The 24,355-nt window shown below is 60.6% G+C and carries 22 protein-coding genes and 2 tRNA genes; 14 read left to right on the top strand and 10 right to left on the bottom strand.

The features are described 5' to 3' along the window. Positions 1-4: 4 nt before the first annotated feature. Genes feoB through ABID12_RS10390 form a run of 3 tightly spaced genes read right to left on the bottom strand, consistent with a single transcriptional unit; the run spans position 5 to position 2,938 of the window. Positions 5-2,338: a Fe(2+) transporter permease subunit FeoB gene (feoB, locus tag ABID12_RS10380; protein ID WP_354434150.1), complete on the bottom strand. Its 2,334-nt coding sequence runs from the start codon at positions 2,336-2,338 to the stop codon at positions 5-7. Further along, complete coding sequence (locus ABID12_RS10385) at positions 2,335-2,568, bottom strand: FeoA family protein (protein WP_106308397.1); 234 nt, start codon at positions 2,566-2,568, stop codon at positions 2,335-2,337. The genes feoB and ABID12_RS10385 overlap by 4 nt, the downstream gene beginning before the upstream one ends. Before the next feature lie 13 nt (positions 2,569-2,581). Further along, complete coding sequence (locus ABID12_RS10390; RefSeq protein WP_354434151.1) at positions 2,582-2,938, bottom strand: FeoA family protein; 357 nt, start codon at positions 2,936-2,938, stop codon at positions 2,582-2,584. Between the two features lie 295 nt (positions 2,939-3,233). On the opposite strand from ABID12_RS10390, the gene ABID12_RS10395 reads away from it, so the two are divergent. Then, positions 3,234-3,440 carry a hypothetical protein gene (locus tag ABID12_RS10395; RefSeq protein ID WP_106308391.1) on the top strand — a complete coding sequence of 69 codons (207 nt, stop codon included), beginning with the start codon at positions 3,234-3,236 and terminating at the stop codon, positions 3,438-3,440. Positions 3,441-3,719: 279 nt separating this feature from the next. Here the strand turns inward: ABID12_RS10395 and ABID12_RS10400 are convergent, their stop codons facing one another. After that, on the bottom strand, positions 3,720-4,415 hold the full coding sequence (locus ABID12_RS10400; protein WP_354434152.1) for a TetR/AcrR family transcriptional regulator: 696 nt from the start codon (positions 4,413-4,415) through the stop codon (positions 3,720-3,722). A 196-nt stretch (positions 4,416-4,611) separates the two neighbouring features. On the opposite strand from ABID12_RS10400, the gene ABID12_RS10405 reads away from it, so the two are divergent. Genes ABID12_RS10405 through ABID12_RS10415 form a run of 3 tightly spaced genes read left to right on the top strand, consistent with a single transcriptional unit; the run spans position 4,612 to position 9,026 of the window. Continuing rightward, complete coding sequence (locus tag ABID12_RS10405) at positions 4,612-6,762, top strand: TonB-dependent siderophore receptor (RefSeq protein ID WP_354434153.1); 2,151 nt, start codon at positions 4,612-4,614, stop codon at positions 6,760-6,762. 5 nt (positions 6,763-6,767) lie between these two features. Continuing rightward, positions 6,768-7,895 carry an ABC transporter substrate-binding protein gene (locus tag ABID12_RS10410; protein WP_354434154.1) on the top strand — a complete coding sequence of 376 codons (1,128 nt, stop codon included), beginning with the start codon at positions 6,768-6,770 and terminating at the stop codon, positions 7,893-7,895. Positions 7,896-7,898: 3 nt separating this feature from the next. After that, positions 7,899-9,026, top strand: a complete 1,128-nt coding sequence (locus ABID12_RS10415) for a siderophore-interacting protein (RefSeq protein ID WP_354434155.1) — start codon at positions 7,899-7,901, stop codon at positions 9,024-9,026. Between the two features lie 25 nt (positions 9,027-9,051). On the opposite strand, the gene ABID12_RS10420 is transcribed toward ABID12_RS10415, so the two are convergent. The 3 genes from ABID12_RS10420 to ABID12_RS10430 all read right to left on the bottom strand — a co-directional run bounded on the left by ABID12_RS10420 (position 9,052) and on the right by ABID12_RS10430 (position 11,220). Continuing rightward, positions 9,052-10,008: a cation diffusion facilitator family transporter gene (locus tag ABID12_RS10420; RefSeq protein ID WP_354434156.1), complete on the bottom strand. Its 957-nt coding sequence runs from the start codon at positions 10,006-10,008 to the stop codon at positions 9,052-9,054. A 102-nt stretch (positions 10,009-10,110) separates the two neighbouring features. Beyond that, positions 10,111-10,629: a disulfide bond formation protein B gene (locus ABID12_RS10425; RefSeq protein WP_354434157.1), complete on the bottom strand. Its 519-nt coding sequence runs from the start codon at positions 10,627-10,629 to the stop codon at positions 10,111-10,113. A 9-nt stretch (positions 10,630-10,638) separates the two neighbouring features. After that, entirely contained in the window at positions 10,639-11,220 is a 582-nt protein-coding gene (locus ABID12_RS10430; RefSeq protein WP_319517941.1) for a YqaA family protein, read from the bottom strand. A gap of 192 nt (positions 11,221-11,412) precedes the next feature. Here ABID12_RS10430 and ABID12_RS10435 point away from each other — a divergent pair. Then, a tRNA-Leu gene (locus ABID12_RS10435) sits at positions 11,413-11,497 on the top strand. 110 nt (positions 11,498-11,607) lie between these two features. On the opposite strand, the gene ABID12_RS10440 is transcribed toward ABID12_RS10435, so the two are convergent. Further along, a complete protein-coding gene (locus ABID12_RS10440; RefSeq protein ID WP_354434158.1) occupies positions 11,608-12,639 on the bottom strand; it encodes a LacI family DNA-binding transcriptional regulator in 1,032 nt (343 codons plus the stop codon). A 226-nt stretch (positions 12,640-12,865) separates the two neighbouring features. Here ABID12_RS10440 and ABID12_RS10445 point away from each other — a divergent pair, with 226 nt between their 5' ends. From ABID12_RS10445 to galK, 8 genes are all read left to right on the top strand, one after another. Beyond that, positions 12,866-13,717 carry a carbohydrate ABC transporter permease gene (locus ABID12_RS10445; RefSeq protein WP_319517939.1) on the top strand — a complete coding sequence of 284 codons (852 nt, stop codon included), beginning with the start codon at positions 12,866-12,868 and terminating at the stop codon, positions 13,715-13,717. An 11-nt stretch (positions 13,718-13,728) separates the two neighbouring features. Further along, positions 13,729-14,604 carry a carbohydrate ABC transporter permease gene (locus tag ABID12_RS10450; RefSeq protein WP_106308362.1) on the top strand — a complete coding sequence of 292 codons (876 nt, stop codon included), beginning with the start codon at positions 13,729-13,731 and terminating at the stop codon, positions 14,602-14,604. A 31-nt stretch (positions 14,605-14,635) separates the two neighbouring features. After that, positions 14,636-15,937, top strand: a complete 1,302-nt coding sequence (locus ABID12_RS10455; protein WP_354434159.1) for an ABC transporter substrate-binding protein — start codon at positions 14,636-14,638, stop codon at positions 15,935-15,937. A 147-nt stretch (positions 15,938-16,084) separates the two neighbouring features. Then, positions 16,085-17,167: an ABC transporter ATP-binding protein gene (locus tag ABID12_RS10460; protein ID WP_354434160.1), complete on the top strand. Its 1,083-nt coding sequence runs from the start codon at positions 16,085-16,087 to the stop codon at positions 17,165-17,167. A gap of 90 nt (positions 17,168-17,257) precedes the next feature. Beyond that, positions 17,258-19,333, top strand: coding sequence for an alpha-galactosidase (locus ABID12_RS10465; RefSeq protein ID WP_354434161.1), 2,076 nt, complete (start codon positions 17,258-17,260; stop codon positions 19,331-19,333). A gap of 23 nt (positions 19,334-19,356) precedes the next feature. Beyond that, positions 19,357-20,358: a UDP-glucose 4-epimerase GalE gene (galE, locus tag ABID12_RS10470; RefSeq protein WP_354434162.1), complete on the top strand. Its 1,002-nt coding sequence runs from the start codon at positions 19,357-19,359 to the stop codon at positions 20,356-20,358. Between the two features lie 10 nt (positions 20,359-20,368). Then, positions 20,369-21,442 carry a UDP-glucose--hexose-1-phosphate uridylyltransferase gene (locus tag ABID12_RS10475; RefSeq protein ID WP_354434163.1) on the top strand — a complete coding sequence of 358 codons (1,074 nt, stop codon included), beginning with the start codon at positions 20,369-20,371 and terminating at the stop codon, positions 21,440-21,442. Further along, entirely contained in the window at positions 21,429-22,529 is a 1,101-nt protein-coding gene (gene galK / locus ABID12_RS10480) for a galactokinase (RefSeq protein ID WP_354434164.1), read from the top strand. The genes ABID12_RS10475 and galK overlap by 14 nt, the downstream gene beginning before the upstream one ends. 224 nt (positions 22,530-22,753) lie before the next feature. Here the strand turns inward: galK and ABID12_RS10485 are convergent. Then, positions 22,754-22,830 (bottom strand) — tRNA-Met (locus tag ABID12_RS10485). A 341-nt stretch (positions 22,831-23,171) separates the two neighbouring features. Between ABID12_RS10485 and ABID12_RS10490 the strand changes: the two genes are divergently transcribed. Continuing rightward, positions 23,172-23,612: a metallopeptidase family protein gene (locus ABID12_RS10490; protein WP_106303152.1), complete on the top strand. Its 441-nt coding sequence runs from the start codon at positions 23,172-23,174 to the stop codon at positions 23,610-23,612. A gap of 71 nt (positions 23,613-23,683) precedes the next feature. Here the strand turns inward: ABID12_RS10490 and ABID12_RS10495 are convergent, their stop codons facing one another. After that, entirely contained in the window at positions 23,684-24,328 is a 645-nt protein-coding gene (locus ABID12_RS10495) for a carbonic anhydrase (RefSeq protein ID WP_354434165.1), read from the bottom strand. Positions 24,329-24,355 lie beyond the last annotated feature (27 nt).

Below are 24,355 nucleotides of genomic sequence, written 5' to 3' on the forward strand. Positions count from 1 at the left end.
GTTCCTATGCTGCTGCGCTGTGTGAATTGCCCGCAACGGTCGTTTTCGTGCCGGACAGGAGCCGCATTGCCGCGATCACGATGGCGAAAAGGCCAAGGATAACGGCGGTCCATGCGACGGACGCAGCGGGGTGGGCGGCAAATGTGCCCAGCTGATAGACCAGTACGGCGGTTCCGTAGGCAAGGCCGGTGGTCCAGGTGGAAGCGAACAACGTCCATGCGGTGCCGGTTTCGCGCCAGATGGCGGCCGTTGCGGCCACGCAAGGCATGTAGAGCAGGATTGCCAGAAGATAGGCAAATGCCCCGATCCGGCCATCGAAGCGCGCTGCCATGGCGCCGAAGATACCGGTCGAAACGCCCTGTTCTTCTGCTGCGACCGACTGATCGGCGATGTCGCCAACGCCGATGCCGAGGGGATCGGCGAGGCTGGCCGCCGCATCAACCAGATTGGCCGGAATGGTGGCGAACGCTTCGCTGATGCCGGCGGTGACGCTGAACGGTTCTTCCGCTTCGCCACCGACAGCCTCGTCTGCGGCGATCTGGCCGTAAAGCGCGTTCAGCGTGCCGACCACTGCCTCCTTGGCAAAGATGCCGGTGAACAGGCCCACGGTTGCCGGCCAGTTGTCTTCGTGAATGCCCATCGGCTCGACAACGGGCGTAATGCTGCGGCCGATCGCCGACAGCACCGAGGCATCCGTATCGTCATTACCGAAGGAGCCGTCGGTGCCCAGCGAGTTCAGGAAACCCAGCACCACGACAACGGCAATGATGACCTTGCCGGCCTTGAACATGAAGGCTTTCAGCCTGTCCCATGTCGTTCTGACGAGGCTTTTGAATGTCGGGATGTGATAGGGCGGCAGTTCCATGATGAAGGGTGAAACCGGACCGCGCAGCAGCGTGTTCTTCAAAAGCAGTCCGGTGGCAACGGCTGCCAGAATGCCGATCAGGTAAAGCGCGAAGACGACATTCTGCCCGCCGACGGGAAAGAACGCGGCGGCAAACAGCGCATAGACCGGGAGCCGTGCGCCGCAGGACATGAACGGCGCCATCATCACCGTCATGATCCGGTCGCGGCGATTGTCGAGCGTGCGCGTTGCCATCACGGCCGGTACGGAGCAGCCGAAGCCGAGCACCATCGGAATGAAGGATTTGCCGGGCAGGCCGATGGCGCGCATCGACCGGTCCATGACAAAGGCGGCACGGGCCATATAGCCGGAGTCTTCCAGAAGCGTCAGGAACAGGAACAGAAAACCGATCACCGGAATGAAGGTCGAGACGGTCTGGATGCCGGCGCCGACGCCCTGCGGCAGGATGGTGATCAGCCAGCCGGGCGCACCGAGAGCGGCCATCGCCTCACTGGGCCAGTCGACCAGCAGTGTTCCGGTCAGAATGTCGAAGAAATCGATGAAGGCGCTGGCGAAATTGATGGCGAACAGGAACATCACATACATGACCGCCAGAAAGATCGGAATGCCGAGCACGCGGTTCAAAACCACAGCATCGATCCGATCCGACAGGGTGCGCGAAATCCGGTGCGTGCGTTTGACCGCAGCGCGGGCGAGGCCGTTGGCAAAGCCGTAGCGGATATCGGCAAACAGAATGTCGATGTCCTCATCGAGCGCATCCTCGACGCCCTCGCGCAGGGCCGCCGCCTGACGGGTGAGTGCTTCGCCTGCCTTGCTCTCCAGCGCGCTGTCGCCCTCAAGCAGTCTGGCGGCAAGCCAGCGGGCATTGATCGTGCCGTGCTGGGTCAGGGCGGAAAGGTTTTGTGAAAGCGCCGCGATGGCTGCTTCCACTTCCGGCTGATAGGTCAGGCGCGCCGTCGGCAGGCTGGCGGCATTGGCGACGGCGATGACGGCGTCTTTCAGTGCGGCGATACCCTTGCCGCGCTTGGCGACGATTGGCACCACCGGGCAGCCGAGCATGCCGGACAGCCTATCGCAATCAATCCTGAGACCGTTTTCGCTGGCCATGTCCATCATGTTGAGCGCGATAACGACCGGAACCTGCATTTCGAGCAGCTGGGCGGTCAGATACAGATTGCGCTCCAGATTGGAGGCGTCGACGATATTGAGAACGAGGTCCGCCTCGCCGGAAAGGATGTGGTCGCGGGCAATCGTTTCATCCAGGCCGGCCTCGCTGCCGTCGCCGAGAGAATAGGTGCCGGGCAGGTCAACGACATTCACCGTTGCGCCGTCATGGACGAAGCGGCCTTCCTTGCGGTCGACGGTGACGCCCGGCCAGTTGCCCACCCGCTGGCGAGAGCCGGTCAGGGCGTTGAAAAGCGTGGTCTTGCCGCAGTTCGGATTGCCGGCCGTTGCGATCGTGATGGTCGTCATGACGGCACCCTTTCGCCCTGAAATGCCGACAGTTCGTTGCGGCGCAGCGACAGGGCAAAATCGCGGATGCGGATTTCGACAGGGTCGCCGAGCGGCGCAATCCGGGTCACGACGAAATCGGTGCCCGGTATGATGCCCATGGCGAGCAGGCGCTGGCGGTCCTGCCGGTTGCCGCGGTGGTATCCGGTCACCCGGATTGTTGCGCCGACTTGCAGGTCTTCGGATGTCATTGTCTGGATCTCCCTATTCGCAATAATCGCCTGACGGCGCGACGCTGATCTTGGCGGCCATGCCCGCACCCAATGCGATGCGGGTTTCGCCGAAACCGCCAAGGGCGACCACCAGCGGCCCGCCCTCGGACCGGCAGACGATCCTGAGGCGTGTGCCGGGCTGGATGCCGAGCTCGCCAAGACGTTTGTGGAAGCGGTCTCCCGGTTTCAGCGCGACGACGTTGAGCCAGACGCCTTCATCCGCAGCGGCGAGGGGGAAGGGCCGCGCCTCGGACTGGCGGGCCGGGGCATCGCCGGCGGCCTGTTGCTTGAAGCGGGTTTGAAGCCTGCATTCGCTGCGTGATGCAAAACCAAGGGTGATATCGGACATGGCGGCTATCGCAATAAAACGTGACGGAAGTAATCAACTTTCATTTCCGCAATACGCGCCTGCAGGCCGGTTGATGCTTTGACCTGGGTCAATGGAGAATAAAAACCGGCGATGCGCTATATTGACGTTTGTCACATTCGAATGGAAAGCAAATTTTGGGTTTTTATTGGAAATTTGAGAAAAATAGACAAGTATTTACGGTGATTAAGGTCAAGTATTTATTTTGGAATACGTGTTAGGCAGGGATTGTTGCGGGCACATTCCCGTGTGTCCGAAGAAAAAGAGGACGAAAGCCATGAGTGACAAAAACGTCTGCCGTGAGTGCGCATTCTACGAAGATCACGTCGCCAATGACGGCTCGGTTACGCAGAATGCCGGTCTCTGTCGTTTCAATCCGCCGGTTTCCCAGCCTGAAAGCAATTCACGCGGGCTGTGGCCTGTTGTCGCTGCCGAAGACTGGTGCGGCCATTTTCATGCACCGGCAGCCAGCAAGGCGGCCTGAACGCGACCTGTCGAAAACTGTCGGACGGACGGAAAACGCCGTCTGATGCGCATCGCAAGCATAGGGAAGCCGAGGCCTGATGCCGTCGGCATGTACCGAAGTCGGATGTCCAAAATGTTTTTATCAAAGCCGATGTCCGGCAGAGCCTACTGCCGGGCATTTCTTGCTGTTATTCTTCAGCCTAGCCAGACAGACATCGACCTGTTTCACCGGTGTGGCGAAACGCGCTGATTGCTGTTTCCGGATTGCCGGTCCGGCGCCCGAGCGCGCATGGATGTCCTATGTCGCGTCACGACATCGCGCGGCAGCGCCCTTGAGGAACAGATCCCAGGCGCGGTAAAAATAATCGTCCTGTGTGGCCGTTCCATCGAAATCCGACTCACCCAGAAGCTTTGCCATCAGCGGCCTGATCGATGTGGCATAAAGAAGCTGGTTTGCGAGGAATTCGGCATCGCCGGGGCCGAGCGCGCCCTGGTTTTGCGCCGCCTCCACAAGCCCGGTCAGGCGCTGCATGATCGGATCGCCGGTTTCCGGCTTGCGGTCCCCCAAGGCGGCCGGTTCGCTGAGAACGACGCGGTTGAGGGCGACCAGTTGCGGTCGCATATTGGCGGCGAGCATGGCGCGCGCATATTGCCGCAGCCGGTCAAGTGCGGTGCCGTCCTGTCCCAGGGCGGCATCGAGGTCGGCCAGAACCTCCGCCTGAAGCCCTGTCACCAGAGTGTTGAACAGGGCGGCCTTGGACGGATAGCGCCGGTAGATCGTGTCCTTGCCCGCGTTGCAGCGGCTGGCGACCTGCTCCATGGAGGTGGCGGCAAAACCCTGCGCGGCAAACAGGTCGGAGGCCGTCTCCAGAATCTGGCGCTCAAGCCGGGCGGCGGCTTCCTTCGAAGGGCGGCCGCCGCGCGGGCGTGATGCCGGTGCGGGCTGCTCTTCTGTGTCCTTGCCGTTGCGGCCTTTGTGTTCCTTGGTATTCATCGCTTTTGTCATCCGAAACCGACTGCGTCATCCGGCGTGAATTCTATCCGCTGCCATAAACCAAACGCAACCGTTCTGTTGCTGTCTTGCAACGGCAAATAATATGAGTAAAAAAGTCATAATTATAACTGGACGATAACGTCCCGTTTTGTTAGGCGGATGTCACGAAGGAATTTTCCGACAGAGAGGTTACCCGATGAGAATGCCATCCCGGCTTGCCCTGCTTTCAGCCACAACAAGTCTGCTTGCTCTAACAAGTCCGGTTTTGGCGGAGGAGGACACGACGCTTCTGGCGCCCGTGACCGTCGAGACCCAGGCCGACCTTCAGGCCGAGTCGGGCGCTTCCGTTTTCGTCCGGGATACGTCTGCGGCGATGAAAACCGATACGCCGGTGATCGAGACGCCGCAATCGGTAACCACGGTGACGCGCAGGCAGATGGACGAGCAGAGCCCGCAGACCGTCAGCCAGGCGCTGCGCTATACCGCCGGTGTGCTCTCCGACCGTGACGCCAATACCCGCTACAGTTCGATCTTCATGCGCGGCTTCGGCGCGTTCGGGACCGCGACAAATTATGTGAGCTACATGGACGGGCTGAAACTGCCGCGCGGGCAGGCCTTCGCCCAGGTGGCCATCGATCCCTACCTGCTTGACCGCATCGACGTGCTCAAAGGCCCCTCCGGCGTGCTCTACGGCCAGATGAGCCCCGGCGGGCTTGTCGATCAGGTCAGCCGGGTTCCCGCAGCCGAGCCCTATAACGAGGTCTTTCTGCAGGGCGGATCGTTCGGCCGGGTTCAGGGCGGCATCACATCACGCGGTTCGCTGACGGAAGATGACAGCTTGCTTTACAGCTTCACCGGTATCGGGCGTTCTTCCGGCACCCGCTATGACGATGTCGATGAAGAGGTCTACGGTTTCGCCCCGTCCCTGACCTGGCAGCCCGATCTGGATACGTCGCTGACGATTTCCGGCTATTACCAGAAGACACCGGAAGGCGGTTATTTCAACTCCACCTATCCGACCTTTCTGGCGCCTGAGGAATACCGGCCCTATCTCGACCGGGACATGAACATCGGCGATCCGAATTACGACTATTTTCATCGCGAACAATATGGCATCGGCTACGATTTCGAACATTATTTCACCGAAAGCGTGAAGTTCGAATCCGCGCTGCGTTATTCGGATGTCGATATCGACTTCCGCTCGCTGCAGATGTTGGCGCCGCTGGATGTGAACGGGAACATCCCCCGTCAGGCACTGCAATCCATCGAGCAGGTCGGTGGCGTCTCGACGGATAACCGGCTGACATTCGAATTCGATACCGGTGCCGTCGAGCACACCATGCTGGCCGGTTTCGACTATCAGCATTCCAGCAGTGACTGGCAGTATCGCTATGGCGCCGCACCGTCACTGAACGTTGTCGATCCGGTCTACGGGGAGCCGATTGCGCCGCTGATGACGATCATCGACAGCACGCAGAAGCTTGAGCAGACGGGTATATACCTGCAGGATCAGATGAGCCTTGGCGGTCTTCATGCCGCCCTCGGCATCCGCCACGACTGGACCGAGCAGAAATCCGACAATCATCTGGCGGGCACCACCTCCAGCCAGTCGGATGATGCCACCACCTACAGGGCCGGCCTTCTCTATACCTTCGATAACGGCATTTCGCCCTATGTCAGTTATTCGACATCCTTCGAACCGGTCATCGGCGTCGATGCGGCGGGCCAGCCGTTTGTGCCCAGCGAAGCCGAACAGTATGAGATCGGCATCAAATACGAGCCGATCGGCTGGGATGCGCTGTTTACCGTTTCCGCATTCGATATCACCCAGCAGGATGCGCTGGTGCCGGACGAACTGAACTTCAGCCGTCAGGCCGGTGAAATCCGTTCGCGCGGGCTGGAATTCGAGGCGCGCGGCAATCTGACGGAGGAATTCGAGCTGATCGCGGCGCTGACATTGCTCGACACCGAATATGAAAAGACCGCCATTGCGGCCAATGAGGGCAACCACCCGCAGGCGGTGCCGGATTATTACGGCTCGGTCTGGGCCAACTACACCTTCATGGGCGGTGCTCTGGAAGGTCTTTCCCTTGGCGGCGGACTGCGCTTTGTCGGCTCGAGCTATGCCGACGATGCCAATACGGTGAAGGTCGATGGCTATACGCTGGTAGATGCGGCCCTCAGCTATGACTTCGGCGCCAGAAACGAGAAGCTGAAAGGGCTTGAGGCGACCTTCAACGTCACCAACCTGTTTGACGAAGACTATTATGCAAGCTGCAGCACCGGGTTTTATTGCCAGTATGGCGATGGCCGCCAGTTCCTTGCCGGTCTGAATTACAAGTGGTGACGGCCATGAAGCTGACCAGACGCACATTCTGCGGTGCCCTGCTTGTTGGCGGGGTTGCCGCAGGCCGCACCGCCCGGGCGAACGGACCGCACACCGTGGTCGACATGATCGGGCGGCGGGTTGACCTGCCTGCCGTGCCGAAGCGGATTGTCCTGCTCGAGGCCCGCGATATCGTCACAATGGCGATGCTCGTCGACGATCCGGCCGCGCGCGTGGTCGGCTGGGCGGCGGTGGACCGGATCGACAGCCCCGTGCTTCAGTCAGAACTGACCGGCGATCACGAGATTGCGGTGGTCGGCAAGCAGGGGCCGGATACGGTCTCGCTGGAAGGCATTGTCGGCCTGGAACCGGATCTGGTCGTTTCCAATTTCTACATGACGCCGCTGGGCGAGGACGACCTTCTGGTCAGGCGCCTGACGGAACTCGGCATTCCGGTCATCTTCAGCGATCTTGCCACCAATGCCGCGCCCGGCGATGCGGCACGGCCCGGCCCGCAGGAAACGCTTGAAGCGCAGATGCGCATGTGGGGGGAGGTGCTGGATGCCGCCGCCCGCGCCGATGACTATATGGCGTTTTACCATCGTCATCTGAACCGTGTGCGCGATTGCCTGAAGGATGCCGCGCCGGTGACGACCTATCTGGAAATCCAGTCGACGGTGAGCGATTGCTGCTGGGCGGCGGGCACCACGGTCTGGGGCGAACTGCTGGCGCTTGCCGGCGGCGAGACCCTGCCGGGGGTAACAGAGGCCTGGTATCAGAAGCTCCAGCTGGAACATCTTCTGTCGACGCCGTTCGATGTCTACATCGCTTCCGGCGGCGGCTGGGCTGCCGGCGGGCGTCCGGCGATCGGCCCCGGCCTCGATGCGCAAGAGGGACGGGAAGGGCTGAAGCGGCTGATCGGCAGAACCGGGTTCAGCGGGCTTGATGCCGTTCGCAACAACCGGGTCTACGGCATCTGGACCGGGCTGATCGCGTCTCCGCCGCTCAACATCCTGTTCATCGAATGCGCGGCGAAATGGCAGCATCCGGCACTTTGCGCGGATATCGACCCCGGCGAGACGCTTGCCGAAATCAACAAGCGATTCATGAGCACGCCCATTGACGGGCCGCTCTGGGTCGGGCTGGAGGGTTGAGCCATGGAAGATGAAGCTTCAGGCGCAGCGCGATTTCGGGCATCGGCGGAGATCGATTTTCCGAAGATCGACGCCTATTTTGAATCGATCATCGAATCCATCGCCACCCATGATATGCAGGTCATCCGAAAGGGGCCTTGCTGTCGGGTGGTGTCGGACTTCGGCACGGCGCAGCTGGAAGCGCTGCCCGGGCAGTTGTTGCTGACGGTCGAGACCGATGACAGGGCCGCGCTCAACCGGATGAAATATGCGCTTTACGGCCCGATCTCCTTCATCGCCGCACGGGAAAACCCGGTCATCGTCTGGTCGGGCGACGATACCGGGCTGACGCCGCTTGACGATTTGCGCGTTGTGCAGGTGAAGGAAACCGCTCAGCTTACACCGCATATGCGCCGCATCGTGTTTTCCGGCGCGGACCTTGGCCGCTTCGACCGTATCGACCAGCTTCACTGTCGGCTGATCTTCCAGCCGAAGGGGACGCGCGTTCCCGAATGGCCGGGTCTTGATGCAAACGGCCATATCATCTGGCCCGAGGGGCGGAAACTGGATACGCGGGTCTACACCATCCGCGCCATTGATGCGGCGAAAGGCGAGGTCACCATCGACTTCGTGCTCCATGCCCATGCCGGACCGGCCACGCGATGGGCCATGGCTGCAGCGCCCGGCGATGTCATCGGCATGGTCGGCCCCGCCGCCAACGGCCTCGAACCGGCGGCGTTTTATGTCTTTGCCGGCGATGAAACGGCGCTTCCCGGGATCGCCCGCATGATGGCGGCACTCGACAGGTCAGCGACAGGTCATGCTTTCATCGAAGTTGACGGTCCCGATGACGTGCAAAAACTCGACTGTCCGCCCGGCATCAGCCTCAACTGGCTGTTTCGCAGCGGCGCGCCGGCGGGGACGACAACGCAACTGCAAGAGGCTGTACGCGCCGTTATCTGGCCGTCCGATCTTTCATCCGCGTTTTTCTGGGGCGGCTGCGAGCACAAGGCGTTCCGCAAGATCCACCGGCTGCTCAGGCATGAACGCGGCCTGCCGCGGGACCGGATGGTGCTCTATTCGCACTGGCATAGGCTCTTGAGCGAAGAACAGATCATCGAAGAGGGCGCGTCTGCCTATCTGCCGGATTAGGCGGAGGGCTGATGTTCTCCGGGGCCTAGACGATTTCGGATGGCCGCAGCCGGCAGTTTTCCGCGGTATCGGCTGTTTCCATCTGCAGGGTTGCGTGGCCGATTTCGAACGTGTCGTGAAGCTCGTCGGGCAGAGTGGCCAGCAGGCTTTTGGCATGACCTTCGGCGCAGACGATATGGGCCGTGAGCGCTGTTTCCGTGGTGCTCAGGGCCCAGATATGGAGATCATGAACCTCCTCGACGCCCTCTGCGCCTTCAATGTGGCGGCGCACCTTGTCGATGTCGATGCCCGCCGGCACGGTGTCCATCGCCAGCCTGACGGAATCGCGCAACAGGCCCCATGTGCCGATCAGGATGACCAGACCGATCACCAGGCTGACGGCCGGATCGATCCATGTCCAGCCGGTCCAGCCGATCACGATGGCCGCGATGATGACGCCGACGGTGACGCCGGCATCGGCGGCCATGTGGAGGTAGGCGCCGCGAATATTGAGGTCGGATTTCCGCCCCGAGGCAAACAGCCAGGCGGTGAAGCCGTTGACCAGGACACCGGCAAGCGCCACCCAGATGACCACGCCGGTTTCAATCGGCTCAGGTTCGAAGAACCGGCCGATCGCTTCCCAGCTGATGGCGCCGACGGCCACGATCAGGATGATTGCATTGGCAAGCGAGGCGAGGATCGGCGCGCGTTTGAAGCCATAGGTGCGGCTGCCGCCCGGCGGCTTGGCCGCCAGCCAGATCGCGCCCCAGGCCAGAACCAGGCCCAGCACATCGGAGAGATTGTGGCCGGCATCGGCCAGAAGCGCCAGTGATCCGGTGAAAACGCCGAAAACGGCCTCCAGCACCACATAGATGATGTTGAGGCTGATGCCGATTGCAAAAGCATGGCCGAAATTCTGCGGTGCATGAGAATGGCCATGCCCGCCATGGGCATGGCCACCATGATGACTGTGCCCGCCATGGCCGTGATGATGCTCGGACATTTGTGCCTCCACGTTTGAGATGCGCACGAATGTAGAAGCTATAGCGGGATGAGGTTCAAGAGGGCCGGGCACAAAAAAATGCGCCCGGTTTGTCGCAGTGCCTTAACGCTTGGTGCTGCCGAGGCCCCAGATCGCGATTGCCGCAATGATGATGCTGACCACCACGTTCCAGCCGGCAAAAGACAGGCCCAGCACCCGCAGGGCGGCTTCATCGCATTTCGGCCCGGTTACGCGGTTGAGATCAGCCAGAAGCGAATTGGCGTCCGTGGTCATGCCGGAAAGCGCGCCGGAGCAATCCGTGGGCCCCGCCCACCAGTGCCATTCGATGCCGGAGTGATAAACGCCCATCACCATGCCCCAGATCATCAGGGCGGCGACGATGACAAGCGCGAGCTTGCCGATCACGCGCGGCATGAACCCGAAGCGCCAGGCGAGCAGTCCGACAATGCCGACGGGCACGCCGATATAATAGGGTTTGCGCTCCAGAAGGCAGAGATGGCAGGGGATGTAGCCGCCGAGATGTTCGAAGCCGAGGGCCGAAAGCACCGAGACGGCCATGCCGAGGGTCACCAGAACGAGGCTGATGGCGAGGCGGTTGTCTGTGACGAAACGGGGGAGCATGTTGTGCACCTAGAAGACATATTTGACGAGATAGAATCCGCCGAACAGAAGAACGACGAAAACGGTGAAGAGAATGCCGAGATATTTCTCGATGAAATCGCGGATCGGCACGCCGTAGCGGTTGAGCAGAAAGGCGATCAGGAAGAAGCGGAACGACCGGCCGATGACGCTGACCAGCAGGAAGATGCCGAAATTCAGCCCCGTCGCGCCGGAAAAGATCGTCAGCACCTTGTAGGGAAACGGCGTGATGGCGGCAAACAGCACGCCCCAGCCGCCCCAGGTATTGTACCATTCGGCGATCTGTTCGAAGGAATGTTCCTTGCCGTAGAAGGCGAGGATCGGCTGGCCGACGGTCTCGAACAGGAACAGGCCGATCAGATAACCGCCGATGGCGCCGATGATCGAGGCAAGCGTGCAGATGAAGGCGATACGCACCCAGTTGCGCGGTTTGGCGATCACCATCGGGATCATCAGCACGTCCGGTGGAATCGGAAAGAACGAACTCTCTGCAAACGAAACGGCAAACAGCGCACGTTCGGCATGGCGCGTCGCGGCAAGGGAGAGTGTCCAGTTATAAAGGCGGCGCAGCATCTGGTGATCCGGAAATGATTGGCCTGAGGGATTTAGAGTATTGCCGGAGGATGGTAAATCCTGCGCTGCTTGTCCATTCTTCACTACACCGTGAGCGCGGTTTTTCGCATGATCGGGATCAAAATCCCGGTTGACGCATCGGCCGATCTTCGTATAGTTCGCGCGGTCCGGCCTTCCAGCAAAGGCCGACAGGCCCCTTTGGCGGAACTGGTAGACGCGCCTGACTCAAAATCAGGTTCCGAAAGGAGTGCTGGTTCGATTCCGGCAAGGGGCACCAACTATCTTTGAATTCTCCACATAAAACAGATGTTTATGCCGAGTAGACGGCATCTGCATGGGCCGATCAGGGCGTCACGGCTGAGATTAACCACGATGCGGGTGATCCGGTTATCTGCGAACCGGACCGGTGGAGCCTCGTGCGATGAAGTTTGAGGGCATGGCCAGGCGCGTTTCCTCGATTGCCTCACCGCGCAGACGCCTGACCATCATTTCAGCCGCCATGCGCCCCTGTTTGTCGGCATCGATGCCCACTGTTGTCAGCGGTGGCGCAATATAGCCCGAGAAGGGCAGGTCATCGTAGCCGACAACGGAGACATCGCCGGGCACGGAAAGCCCCAAGGATGTCAGTGCGCCGATGACGCCAAGCGCGATCGTATCGTTTCCTGCAAAGATTGCTGTTGTGTCGGGCTTTGCCTTCATCAGCGCCAGCGTGGCCGCGTGGCCGCTTTCTGCACTGAAGTCGCCATGGAAAACGGCATCGTCCTGCAAGGCGATGCCGGCAGCCGAAAGCGCCTCACGCAGTTCGCGAAGACGCGAGTCCGTTGCGGCAAAGCCGGGCGGCGAGAACGGGATACAGCCGATATTTCGGTGCCCGAGGTCCATGATGTGGGATGCCGCCGCGCCCGTACCTTCCCGGGTCGAGGTGAAGACGCAATGCTCCCGGGGGTGGCCGGTGGAGCCGATGAGGACAACCGGGTAATCCTGTTCGATCAGCGCCTTCAGGTCCTCGTCATCGGTGCTGGGGCTGAGAACCAGAAGTCCGTCTATACGGTGTGAGACAACCAGATCCGCGTAGGGATTCTGGTTTTCCTTCCGTTCAAAGGTTTCCAGCAGAAGGCTGTAGCCGGCCTCGCGCATCACGCCGGCGATTGCGTAGTGCAGCAAGGGGATGAATGCATCCACCTGCAGCGACCGGCCTTCGGTGATCACCAGGCCGACGGTGTTGGTTGCGCCTCTGCGCAGCATCAGCGCTGCTGAATTCGGCTTGTAGCCAAGCACGCGGGCGGCATTGCGCACTTTCTGCTTGGTCTCCTCGCTCAGGCTGACGGCTTTCGAATTGTTCAGGACGAGAGAGACCGTCGGGCGGGAAACGCCCGCCAGTTTGGCGACATCGAGACTGGTAACTGATTTTTCTTTCATATCAGCAGGGTAACACACTAACGCGCGTTAGTCATGTATTTATCGTTGACGATATGAAGAAAAGGGATACTCTAACACGTGTTAGTATCAAGGCGCCGCGATTTGAGGATACCGGCGTTCAGCAATCAAGGGAGGATGTGCCATGCCCGGACAAACCGTGGCTCAGGGCGGTCCTGATCAAAACAAAAGACTGTTGCCCGGCAGTGTGCTCAGACGCAAAGAGGCATTGACCGGTTATCTGTTCATTCTGCCGGCGTTGATCGGGCTGCTGGTCTTTTTTGCGCTGCCGACCCTGCGCGCAGCCGAGATCAGCCTGACACACTGGAACCTGATGCGTCCGGCGCGCTGGGCCGGTTTCGAGAATTACGCACGCCTGTGGGCGGACGGGAAATTCTGGGAATCGATGCGCATTACGCTGTTCTACGTCATCTACAATATTCCCCTCCAGACCGCGCTTGGCCTTCTGATCGCCGTGCTTGCGGACCGGTTGGCCAAATCGGTCATGCTGCGGGCCGTCATCATCGCGCCCTATCTGATTTCGAATGTGGTGGCCGGTCTGGTCTGGCTCTTGATGCTCGATCCGCTGATCGGCATTACCAATGCGTTTCTGGGCGGTATCGGCATCATGCCGCAGCCCTTCCTGAGTTCGCCCGATCAGGCGCTGATCTCGGTTGCAGGCATTTCCATCTGGCGGCATGTCGGCTTTACCGCGCTGCTGTTTTATGCCGGCCTGCAGTCCATTCCCCGCGATCTTTATGAAGCCGCCCGTCTTGATGGCGCCAGCGAGCAGGCGATGTTCCGCATGATCACGCTGCCGCTGTTGCGCCCGGTCATGGTCTTCGTTCTGGTCACCAGCGTTGTCGGGTCGTTTCAGGTGTTTGACGTGATTGCCGTGACGACGCGCGGCGGGCCGGCCGATTCCACCCGGGCCGTGCTCTGGTACATTTATGAAAATGCCTTCCAGTTCAGCCGGATGGGCTATGCCTCGGCGATGTCGATGGTGCTGTTCGTCATCCTCATTCTTGTGACGCTGCTGCAGATGAAGCTGCTGCATGCCGACCGTTCGGATCTGGGTTGAGGAGGAACGTCATGCCACGCACACTCAATATTCAAAGGCTTGTCGGCTACGGCGTTCTGGCGGTCTTCTGCTTCGTTTCGCTGCTGCCTGTCTGGATGGCGCTGAAAACCGCAATCACCTTTCCGTCCGATGTCTTTACCTCCGCTGACAGCCTGTGGACCGACCGGATCACATTCGGAAACTTTCTGCGGGTTCTAGGGCTGCCAAGCGATGTGCCGCCGCCGGCCAATACCGGCTCGCCGATCGATTTCATGATCGCGCTCAGAAACAGCGTTGTTTACACCGGTCTTCTGGTCTCCGGGCAGCTGTTCTTTTCCTCGCTTGCGGCATACGCCTTCGCGCGGCTCAGGTTTCCCGGACGCGATGCGCTGTTCTACAGCTTCATTGCCGCGACCATGATCCCCTCGATCGTGCTGTTCATTCCGAACTTCATCCTGATCCGGCAGCTCGGCCTTCTCAACACCTTTGCGGGCATGGTGGCGCCGAACATCCTGATGCTGCCGTTTGCGGTTTTCTTTCTGCGCCAGTTTTTCCTGTCGACGCCGAAGGAACTGGAAGAAGCCGCACGGCTCGATGGCCTGAACTGGTTCCGTGTCTACTGGCACATCGCGCTTCCCCTGCAGCGCGGCCCCCTGGCAACGCTGGCGATCCTGCTTTCGATCCAGGCCTGGAACGACTTCTTCTGGCCGTTTCTGGTCGGGCAGAAGGAAAATGTGCAGGTCATGGCCGTGGCGCTCGCCAATTATCAAAGCCAGACCGGGCAAGGGCAACCCGACTGGACCGGTCTTATGGCCGCGGTGATGCTTTCGATCATCCCGGTTCTGGTCCTGCTTGTCTTCTTCGGCCGCCGCATCGTCGAGTCCCTGCAGACAAGCGGCATGAAATGATGCTGTTCACTCAACAATGGGAGAGAGAAATATGAAGAAACTGAGCCTTTGTGTCCTGATTTCGGCAACGGCGCTGGCCCCGGCCGTCGCGTCTGCCCAGGATACCGTCCGCTACTGGATGTGGGATGGTCAGCAGGCGCCGGTCTATCAGCAGTGCGCCGATGCCTTCGAGGCGGAAAACCCGGATATCAGGATCGAAATTACCCAGACCGGCTGGGACCAGTATTGGACCAACCTGACCACCAGCTTCATCTCCGGCGATGCGCCCGATGTCTTCGTCAACCATCTGATGCGACTGCCTGAATTTGCCGCCAACGACATGATTGTCGATCTGGCGCCGCTGATTGAGGAAGCGGATTACGATACCGCCGGCTATCTGCCGGGGCTTCTCGACAACTGGTCGAAGGACGGGGCGGTCTACGGCCTGCCCAAGGACTGGGCCACTGTCGCCGTGGCCTATGATACGGAGAAGCTCGAGGCCGCCGGCATGACGCCGGAGGATTTGGCGGACATGACCTGGAACCCGGAAGACGGCGGCAGTTTCCAGGATGTGATCGCCGGACTGACGGTCGACACGAACGGCACGCACGGCGATGAGGCAGACTTCGATCCGAATTCCGTCGCCACTTTCGGCTTCGTGCTCAATCCGCTCAGCCCCCAGGGCGAAACCGAATGGGCCTATCTGGCGGCCAGCACCGGCTGGCAGTTCATCGATGAGCCCTGGTCCGACCATTACAATTTCGATGATCCCAGACTGACGGAAACGCTGGTGTGGCTGCGCGATCTCGCCCGTGTCCATCACTTCATGCCCACCGTCGAGCAGACCGGGCGTCTTGGCGCCGAAACCCTGATGTTCTCCGATAAAGGCGCGATGACGGTTACCGGTTCGTGGCTGATCGGGCTTTACCACCAGTCGAAGCCATCGGTTGCCTTTGCGCCGATCCCTGCCGGTCCGGAAGGCCGCAAGACCATGTTCAACGGTCTGGCGGATTCGATCTGGAGCGGAAGCCCGGTTCAGGAATCGGCCTGGAAGTGGGTGCAGTTTCTCGGCTCCGACGCCTGCCAGTCGATTGTTGCCGGCTCTGCGGTCGTGTTCCCCGCTCAGCAGGACCTGATGGATGCAACGGTTGAGGCCTATGCTGAAAAGGGCATCGATGTCTCGGCCTTCACGGAAGTTGCGACGCCGGAGACCACCTTTGCGCCGCCGATCACCGATTACGGCAACGAGATCGCATCGATCGTCAAGGCCGCACTTGAACGCGTGATGCTTGGACAGGGCGATCCGCAGGAGGTGCTGGAACAGGCCAATGACGAGGTCAACTGGCTTTTCTGATTGCCGCAGCCCCAATCAGCGCCCGCCATACCTGCAACATGGCGGGGGCTTTTCAAAGATGCCGGAACATCCGGCGAGACAGAAATCTCCGTATCTGACCGGCGCAGACCCGATGCGCCGGCAGGCCGGAACCGGGAGGACATCGCGATGTCGAGTCTGGAACTTAAGGATATCAACAAGAGCTATGGCGAAGCCCATATCATCCATGACGTCAGTCTGAAGATCGAAGCAGGCGAGTTCTGTGTCTTCGTCGGTCCGTCGGGTTGTGGCAAGTCGACGCTTCTGCGCATGATTGCCGGCCTTGAGGATATCACCGGCGGCACGCTCGCCATCGGCGACAAGCCGATGAACGATGTCGATCCGGCCAAACGCGGCGTGGCGATGGTGTTCCAAAGCTATGCGCTCTATCCGCATATGTCGGTTCGCGAAAATATGGGTTTTGGTCTCCGGTTCGACAAAACCCCCAAGGATGAGATCACCCGCCGCGTCAATGAGGCGGCCCGGGTGCTTGAGCTTGGCGATCTGCTCGACCGCAAGCCGCGCGCGCTTTCCGGCGGTCAGCGTCAGCGTGTCGCGATTGGCCGCGCCATCGTGCGCAAGCCGGATGTGTTTCTGTTCGACGAGCCGCTGTCCAATCTCGATGCCGAGCTGCGCGTCAACATGCGTGTCGAAATTGCCCGGCTGCATAAAGAGCTTGGCACGACAATCGTCTATGTGACGCATGATCAGGTTGAAGCCATGACGCTGGCCGACAAGATCGTGGTGCTCAGGGCAGGGCGGATCGAGCAGGCCGGCGCGCCGCTCACGCTCTACGACGATCCCGACAATATCTTCATCGCCGGTTTCATCGGCTCGCCGAAGATGAATTTCCTCTCCGCCGCTGTCGAACAGGTTGAAGGCGATGCAGTGACCATCAGGCTTCAAGATGTGAAAGCCGATCCCGTTACGCTTCAGCTTCACGACAATTGCCCGCAGGCCGGTGACAGGGTGACGCTCGGCATCAGGCCGGAGTTCCTGTCGGGCGAAGGCAAGGCTCAACTTCACCTGACAACCGACATCGTCGAAAATCTCGGCGGCGAATCCTACGTCTATGCGCGTGATGACGGCGGGACACGGATCGTCATGAAGCTGGCCGATGCCCGCCGGATACGCCCCGCCGAAGCGATCATCGCCGCCTTCGATCCGGAAAAGGCCTTCCTGTTCGACGCCAATGGTCAGCGGCTGCGCTGACAGCATTTTTCGATATACCGGCAGTGGCGATATCCTCAAACGAAAGTATGTTCGAAACTGACCGGCACCCACCATGACAACAGGTCCGACATGAATACTATCCATTACCGGCTCGACACGCCGGTCCAGACCCTCGTCCTGCGTATCCGCAATCAGGGAATGGCTGAAGCAATATACTGGGGCTCGAACCTGCCGGAGGATGAAGACCTCGGCATGCTTTCATCCGCGCATGATATCGACCTCGGCGGCGGCATGCTGGACGCAACCGTGCCGCTGTCGATCTGCCCCGAGGCTTCCGCGCCGTTTCCCGGGCAGGCGGGGTTGTCGCTGTCCGGTGAGGCCGGCGTGTTGCAGCCGACATTCCGGTTTGAGAGCGCTGACGACAATGACGGGCTGACGCTGCGGTTTTCGGACGAAACGCTCGGTCTTGCCTACACGGCGCATTTCAAAGCCGTCGGAGACGTTATTGTCGCGTCATCCGAGGTGAGATCGCAGACGCCGGTTTGCTGCCACTGGCTTGCCGCGCCGGTTCTGCCCGGCGCGCAATCCTCGGAAAAGATAACCGACTGGCACGGCACGTGGCTGCGTGAATTCCACCGTCAGGAAACGCCATGGTCGCATGGTATTCGCATGCGCGAAGCACGCACGGGCCGTTCGGGTCACGAACATCCGCCAATGGCGATGATACCGCTGCGCGGGGCAACCAGAACCGCAGGCGAAGTCCATGCGCTGCAGCTTGCCTGGTCCGGCGGTCACCGGTTTGTGGCCGAACAACTGCCCGATGGACGGCGGCAGTTGCAGATGGGCCGGGCCTGGGATGCGGACGGGCGCGGAACCCGGTTTTCGTCATCCGATCTTGTCATGGCGGTTTCCACCGAAGGCGAGGCGGGCATTGCCCGCAGTTTTCAGCGCTATATCCGCGATCAGGTCGTGGTCTGGCCCGATCCGGCGCGTTCGCGCCCCGTCCACTACAATTGCTGGGAGGCGATCTATTTCGATCACTCGCTCGAGGGCCTTTCCGAGATTGCCGAGCGCGCCGCCCGCCTTGGCGCGGAACGCTTCGTGCTTGACGATGGCTGGTTCGGCAAACGTGACGATGACACGAGTTCACTCGGGGACTGGACGATCGACCGGCGCAAATGGCCGGACGGTCTGACGCCGCTGATCGACAAGGTGCATGGCGAGGGCATGAGCTTCGGTCTCTGGGTCGAGCCGGAAATGGTCAATCTCGACAGCGACCTTTATCGCAGCCACCCCGACTGGCTTCTCGGCCCGAAAGATCAGCTGACGGGCCGTTTCCAGCACCTTCTGGACCTCTCACGGCCGGAGGTGCGGGATTATCTTTTCGATGCCCTCGATGCGATCCTGCGCGCGCATGATATCGACTATCTGAAATGGGACCATAACCGGCTGTTGCCGCTTGTCGACGCGGCGCAGACGGACGGCGTCTATGCGCTTCTCGACCGTTTGCGGGCCGCCCATCCGACAGTCGAGATCGAAAGCTGCGCCTCCGGCGGCGGGCGTATCGATATCGGCATTCTGGCGCGCACGCACAGGGTTTGGCTTTCGGATTCCAATGATGCCATCGAACGCTTGCGCATGCAGCACGAGGCCGCGCTGCTTCTGCCGCCGGCTGTTACCGGCAGCCATGTCGGCCCGCGCAAGAGCCATTCGTCCGGGCGCATCCTGCCGATGTCGTTCAGGGCCTGGGTCGCCGCCCAGCGGCATATGGGTTTCGAGATGGACCCGCGCGAACTCGATGAGGAAGAAAGCGAAATTCTCACGCGGGTGACACGCTGGTGGAAACAGACGCGCGACTGGCGGATGGCGGGCGACACGATCCCCCTCGACAGCGATGATGAGGCGGTGATTTCCGAGCTGCAGATCGCTGCCGACCGCAGCCGTTTCGTTGTGTTTGCCGGTCGTCATGCAAGCTCCGTCCAGTCCCTGCCACTGGCGCAGAAACTGGCCGCTCTGGACCCGAACGCACGCTATCGCCTGCATCTGGTCAACCCGGAAGACCGGCCGCCGCAGTCGCGCGGTCATGTCGCGCTCGTGACTGGCGATGTGACCATGTCGGGTGCGGCGCTGATGACCCACGGCATCAATCTTCCGCTTTCCTGGCCCGCCACCATGTGGGTGGTCGAAGGCGAGCGGATCGCCTGAAGCGTGACGAAAGAGACAAGGCAATGAAACGCAATATTCTGGTCTGCGGCGGCGCCGGTTATATCGGCTCGCACATGGTCCGTCTTCTGCAGGACGAAGGCCATGATGTCGTGGTGTTCGACAATCTTTCCCAAGGCTATGCCGAGGCCATCCCCGGCGTCACGCTGGAACGCGGCGACCTTCTCAATCCGGCCGATCTGGCGGATGTGTTCTCCCGCCATTCATTCGATGCGGTTATCCACTTCGCCGCGCTGATCGCCGTCGGTGAATCGGTCGAGCACCCGGAACTTTATTATCGCAACAATGTCACCGGCACGCTCAACCTGCTGGATGCCATGCGCAATGCCGGTGTCGGTAAGCTGGTATTTTCATCGACGGCGGCCGTGTTCGGCAATCCGCTGACGGAGCTGATCGATGAAAAACACCCGATGGCGCCGCTCAACCCTTACGGCTGGTCAAAGCGCATGGTTGAGCAGGTGCTGTCCGATATGGCGGCGGCTTTTGGCCTGCGTTCGGTGTGCCTGCGCTATTTCAATGCTGCCGGCGCGCATCCCGATGGCCGCACCGGCGAGGCGCATGATCCCGAGACCCATCTGATCCCGCAGGTTCTGCTGGCCGCGCTTTCCCTTCGAAACCGGCTGACGGTGTTCGGAGACGATTACGATACCCGCGATGGCACCTGCATCCGCGACTATATCCACGTGCTGGATCTGGCCTCGGCACATCTGAAGGCGCTCGATTTCATGGATGGCAATGAGGGCGCGCATGTCTTCAATCTCGGCAATGGCAACGGCTTTACCACGCTGGACGTGCTGGAGACGGCAAAACGGGTGACCGGCCGCGACATCCCCTATGAAATCGGCCCGCGGCGGCCCGGCGATGCCGGCGTTCTCGTTGCCGACAGCGCGCGTGCCCGGACCGTGCTCGGCTGGACGCCGCAATTCGACGCGCTGGAAACGATTATCGAAACCGCCTGGCGGTGGCATCAGGCCCCCCATTACGGCCCTTTCGCAGTCAATAAATAGGACGGGTTCCATGACGGAAGAAAACACGTCGCAAAGCGCGCCGCACCGGCGCTTCAACCCTTTGAAGAATGAATGGGTACTGGTTTCTCCACACCGCGGCCGCCGCCCCTGGCAGGGCGGTCAGGAAGAAGCGACCGTGACGGAAAAACCGTCGCATGATCCCGACTGCTACCTCTGTGCGGGCAATAAACGCAACTCCGGCGCGGTGAACCCGGACTACAAGGGTGTCTACGTTTTCGACAATGATTTTCCGGCCCTTCTGGAAGATACGCCCACCGGGAAAATGAGCGGGGATCGGCTGTTTCGCGCCGAAAACGTTCATGGCACCGCGCGGGTCATCTGCTTTTCCGAGCGCCACGACCTGACCTTGCCGGAGCTGCCTGTCGCGGCGATCAAGGGCGTTGTCGATGCCTGGGCCGGCCAGATTGAAGAACTGGGCGCGTGTTATGACTGGGTCGCCGTCTTCGAGAACAAGGGTGCGGCCATGGGCTGTTCCCAGCCGCATCCGCATGGCCAGATCTGGGCATCCGACTTCCTGCCCAACGAGGTGGTCAGAGAAGACCGCAATCAGGCCGACTATTTTGCCGAGACCGGTAACGTTCTGCTGCTCGACTATGCGAAAAGCGAAACCGAAAAGCGCGAACGCATCGTCGTTGAAAATGATGACTGGCTGGCGGTTGTGCCGTGGTGGGCTGTCTGGCCGTTCGAAACGCTTGTTCTGCCGAAACGCCATGTCCTGCGCCTGCCGGATCTGGACGCGCGCGAACGTGTGGCGCTGGCCGATATCCTGAAGCGGCTTTGCACGCGTTATGACAATCTGTTCGAAACCGAGTTTCCCTATACGATGGGCTGGCATGGCGCGCCCCTGCGGGCCGGCAATCATGAACACTGGCAACTGCATTGCCATTTTTATCCGCCGCTGCTGCGCTCCGCCACGGTCCGCAAGTTCATGGTCGGCTATGAGATGCTGGCGGAAGCACAACGCGACCTGACGGCTGAAACCGCTGCCGAACGTTTACGCTCGCTTTCCGATATTCACTACAAGGACAGGCTTTTGCGGAGTGCGAACCATGAGGAGCACTGACCCGCGTCAGCTGGCGGCCGCTGCATTTGAAAAGCATTTCGGAGGATTGCCGGAAACCGCGGCATTTGCACCCGGACGCGTCAATCTCCTCGGCGAACATACCGACTATAATGGCGGCTTCGTGCTTCCGATGGCGCTTGAGAGACTTGGAGTCGGTATCGCTGCCGCGCGCGGCGATGCCCCCGGAAAGGTTGAACTTTTTTCAAGTACGTTTGATGCCGTGCGCACCCGGACCATCGATGAAGGTCGGGCCGGCGACTGGTCCGACTATGTGCTTGGCTGTCTCAAATCGGCATGCGCCGAAGAAATTGCCGCGAGTGGCATCCGGATCGCTCTTGCGACAACCCTGCCGATGGGGGCGGGGCTTTCAAGCTCGGCGGCCCTTGAAGTTGCGACGCTCAAAGCGGCCTCTGAGCTTTTTGGCCGCAAGGCAGACCCGGTTTCTGTCGCGGTCGAGGCGCAGGCCGTTGAAAACGGGTTTGTCGGCATGCCCTGCGGCATCATGGACCAGTTTGCATCTTCGGTGGGAACGCCGGGAATGGCGTTGTTCCTGAACACCAGAACGCTGGAATACGCTCCCGCGCCTTCGATCCCCGGCTATCGTTTCGTGATTGTCGGCTCCGGCGTCAGCCATCAATTGACCGAAGATGGCTATGCGACACGCGTGGCCGAATGCCGGCAGGCCTGCAATCTGCTGGAGGTCGCGATGCTCAGTGATCTGGGGGTGGATGCTCTCGGCGGCACGCCCGGTTTTCCGGAGCTGCTGCACCGCCGGGTTCGTCACATCGTTACGGAAAACCAGCGGGTTCATGATGGACTTGAAGCGCTTCGCACCGCAGATGCGGGTGTTTTCGGCCGTCTGATGCTGGAAAGCCATATCTCGCAAAAGGACGATTACGAGATCACGGTGGCCGAGACTGACGCCATTGTCGAAACCGCCATCGCGCTCGGCGCCTGCGGCGCCCGCCAGACCGGCGGCGGTTTTGGCGGCTCCGTGCTTGCTCTGGTTGCCGATGGTGATCTTGAGGCCTGGGCCGACAAACTCACGGCCACCCTGCCGCACACCACGATGATTGCTATTGTCTGAAGCGCTGGTGTTGCGAGCGGCATCCGGTTTGTTTGCGCCCAAGGGAAATTGGAAAGCTGATGTTTCCGACCGTCATGTTAAAACGTGGTATGACGCATACGCCAGCACGAATAATGTGCTCTGAGTTGTTATAATCAGCGGCACACAAAAGAACAAAAGGGGGCGGTTGCAAGTCAGTGCAACACGGAAATCAACGGCAATTTCTTATAAAGAATTGATTTTATTGGTAGCGGAGGAGGGATTTGAACCCCCGACACAAGGATTATGATTCCTCTGCTCTAACCTACTGAGCTACTCCGCCAACCAGGGCCTTGCACGGGAAACGCATCTTGCGACGCGGTGTGGAAGACCATGCGCCCGAACTGTTGTGCACCGCGCGGGACGGGGCGTTATTAGGGCCTCGTGCAGGTAGTGTCAAGCAGGTTTGGCGCAATTTTGCGCGGAGTTTCAGGCGGCCCGGGCGCGGCCGGAAACCGGCTGTTTGTCGGCTCTTTGCCAAGGCGGGAGATGCTTTTTCGGCAGGCGCTGCGTTTCGCGTTGCGCGGCAAGGGCAGGTTTGCGCTGTTTCGGTACGGCGCAACGCCATTCTTTTCTCGAAATGCGTGTCAAAAAGGCCTATATGGGCCCGACGAAGGAGCAGAAATGGCGCGTATGAACAAAAGTGAAGACTGGCAGGGCCGTCACGCCCCGAGTCTTGCGGCCATCGAGTCGCTTGCAATCGAGGCCTATGCCAGGCTGCCCGAGCCGTTTCGTGCGCTGACCGGTGATCTCGTTGTCGATATCGCAGATTTCCCGAGCGACGATGTGTTCGAGGACATGGCGCTGGAAACGCCCTTCGATCTGCTCGGCCTGTTCGAAGGGCGCGGCATTTCCGAGCGGTTCACCATGGAAACCGGCGAGATGGTCAACCGCATCACCCTCTATCGCCGGCCGATCCTCGACTACTGGGCGGAAAACGAGGAGACGCTCGGCGACATCGTCACCCATGTCCTGATCCATGAGATCGGGCACCATTTCGGCCTGTCGGATGACGATATGCAGCGGATCGAGGAAAGCGCGGACGAAGACGACGTGCGGCGCTGAGACCGCCGGTTCGAAGCCCGAAGAACTGAAAACCCCGCGCGGTGGAACCGGCGGGGTTTTACGTTCCGGGATTACTCGGGGCGGCTGAAATCGCCCGACTTTGCGTCCATCACCCACAATTCGCCGCTGGAAATGTCGAACCAGGCGCCACAGAGCTTCAGCTTGCCCTGTTTTTCCGCCGTCGCGACATTGGGGAAGGAGCGCAGATTGGCGATCGAATTGCGGATCGAGATGCGCTCAAGCGCGGTCTGGCGTTCCCCGTGGGTCATATTGGAATTCGAATTGATCTGCTCGGCCGCCGGTTTCAAGAGGGTGGTCCACTTGCCGATGAAATCGCCGGGAGACAGCGGTTCGGCATCCGGCGAAAGGGCGGCGTGGATACCCCCGCAGCGCCCGTGGCCGAGCACCACGATGTTCTTCACCTTCAGCCCTTCAACGGCAAATTCAAGGGCGGCGGATGTGCCGTGATATTGCCCGTCCGGCTCATAGGGCGGAACCATATTCGCGACATTGCGGACCACGAACAGCTCACCGGGGCGCGCATTGAAGATCATTTCGGGCGCGGCGCGGGAATCGCAGCACGCAATCATCATGGTCTGCGGTTTCTGCCCTTCCTGGGCCAGCGTCCGGTAGCGGGCACTTTCCTCGACATAGCGTCCGGACATGAAGCTCTTGTAGCCATCGAGAAGGGATTTGGGAAACGCGTCCATTGTCATTCGTCCTTCATGCTTTTGCGCATCGTC

The organism is Martelella mangrovi (genome assembly GCF_040545495.1).
GTDB lineage: Bacteria > Pseudomonadota > Alphaproteobacteria > Rhizobiales > Rhizobiaceae > Martelella > Martelella mangrovi.

What these genes read in the sequence shown, in the direction of transcription:
- feoB (WP_354434150.1), bottom strand. Translation starts at nt 2,338, where the DNA reads ATGACGACCATCACGATCGCAACGGCCGGCAATCCGAACTGCGGCAAG.
- ABID12_RS10385 (WP_106308397.1), bottom strand. Translation starts at nt 2,568, where the DNA reads ATGACATCCGAAGACCTGCAAGTCGGCGCAACAATCCGGGTGACCGGA.
- ABID12_RS10390 (WP_354434151.1), bottom strand. Translation starts at nt 2,938, where the DNA reads ATGTCCGATATCACCCTTGGTTTTGCATCACGCAGCGAATGCAGGCTT.
- ABID12_RS10395 (WP_106308391.1), top strand. Translation starts at nt 3,234, where the DNA reads ATGAGTGACAAAAACGTCTGCCGTGAGTGCGCATTCTACGAAGATCAC.
- ABID12_RS10400 (WP_354434152.1), bottom strand. Translation starts at nt 4,415, where the DNA reads ATGAATACCAAGGAACACAAAGGCCGCAACGGCAAGGACACAGAAGAG.
- ABID12_RS10405 (WP_354434153.1), top strand. Translation starts at nt 4,612, where the DNA reads ATGAGAATGCCATCCCGGCTTGCCCTGCTTTCAGCCACAACAAGTCTG.
- ABID12_RS10410 (WP_354434154.1), top strand. Translation starts at nt 6,768, where the DNA reads ATGAAGCTGACCAGACGCACATTCTGCGGTGCCCTGCTTGTTGGCGGG.
- ABID12_RS10415 (WP_354434155.1), top strand. Translation starts at nt 7,899, where the DNA reads ATGGAAGATGAAGCTTCAGGCGCAGCGCGATTTCGGGCATCGGCGGAG.
- ABID12_RS10420 (WP_354434156.1), bottom strand. Translation starts at nt 10,008, where the DNA reads ATGTCCGAGCATCATCACGGCCATGGCGGGCACAGTCATCATGGTGGC.
- ABID12_RS10425 (WP_354434157.1), bottom strand. Translation starts at nt 10,629, where the DNA reads ATGCTCCCCCGTTTCGTCACAGACAACCGCCTCGCCATCAGCCTCGTT.
- ABID12_RS10430 (WP_319517941.1), bottom strand. Translation starts at nt 11,220, where the DNA reads ATGCTGCGCCGCCTTTATAACTGGACACTCTCCCTTGCCGCGACGCGC.
- ABID12_RS10440 (WP_354434158.1), bottom strand. Translation starts at nt 12,639, where the DNA reads ATGAAAGAAAAATCAGTTACCAGTCTCGATGTCGCCAAACTGGCGGGC.
- ABID12_RS10450 (WP_106308362.1), top strand. Translation starts at nt 13,729, where the DNA reads ATGCCACGCACACTCAATATTCAAAGGCTTGTCGGCTACGGCGTTCTG.
- ABID12_RS10455 (WP_354434159.1), top strand. Translation starts at nt 14,636, where the DNA reads ATGAAGAAACTGAGCCTTTGTGTCCTGATTTCGGCAACGGCGCTGGCC.
- ABID12_RS10460 (WP_354434160.1), top strand. Translation starts at nt 16,085, where the DNA reads ATGTCGAGTCTGGAACTTAAGGATATCAACAAGAGCTATGGCGAAGCC.
- ABID12_RS10465 (WP_354434161.1), top strand. Translation starts at nt 17,258, where the DNA reads ATGAATACTATCCATTACCGGCTCGACACGCCGGTCCAGACCCTCGTC.
- galE (WP_354434162.1), top strand. Translation starts at nt 19,357, where the DNA reads ATGAAACGCAATATTCTGGTCTGCGGCGGCGCCGGTTATATCGGCTCG.
- ABID12_RS10475 (WP_354434163.1), top strand. Translation starts at nt 20,369, where the DNA reads ATGACGGAAGAAAACACGTCGCAAAGCGCGCCGCACCGGCGCTTCAAC.
- galK (WP_354434164.1), top strand. Translation starts at nt 21,429, where the DNA reads ATGAGGAGCACTGACCCGCGTCAGCTGGCGGCCGCTGCATTTGAAAAG.
- ABID12_RS10490 (WP_106303152.1), top strand. Translation starts at nt 23,172, where the DNA reads ATGGCGCGTATGAACAAAAGTGAAGACTGGCAGGGCCGTCACGCCCCG.
- ABID12_RS10495 (WP_354434165.1), bottom strand. Translation starts at nt 24,328, where the DNA reads ATGACAATGGACGCGTTTCCCAAATCCCTTCTCGATGGCTACAAGAGC.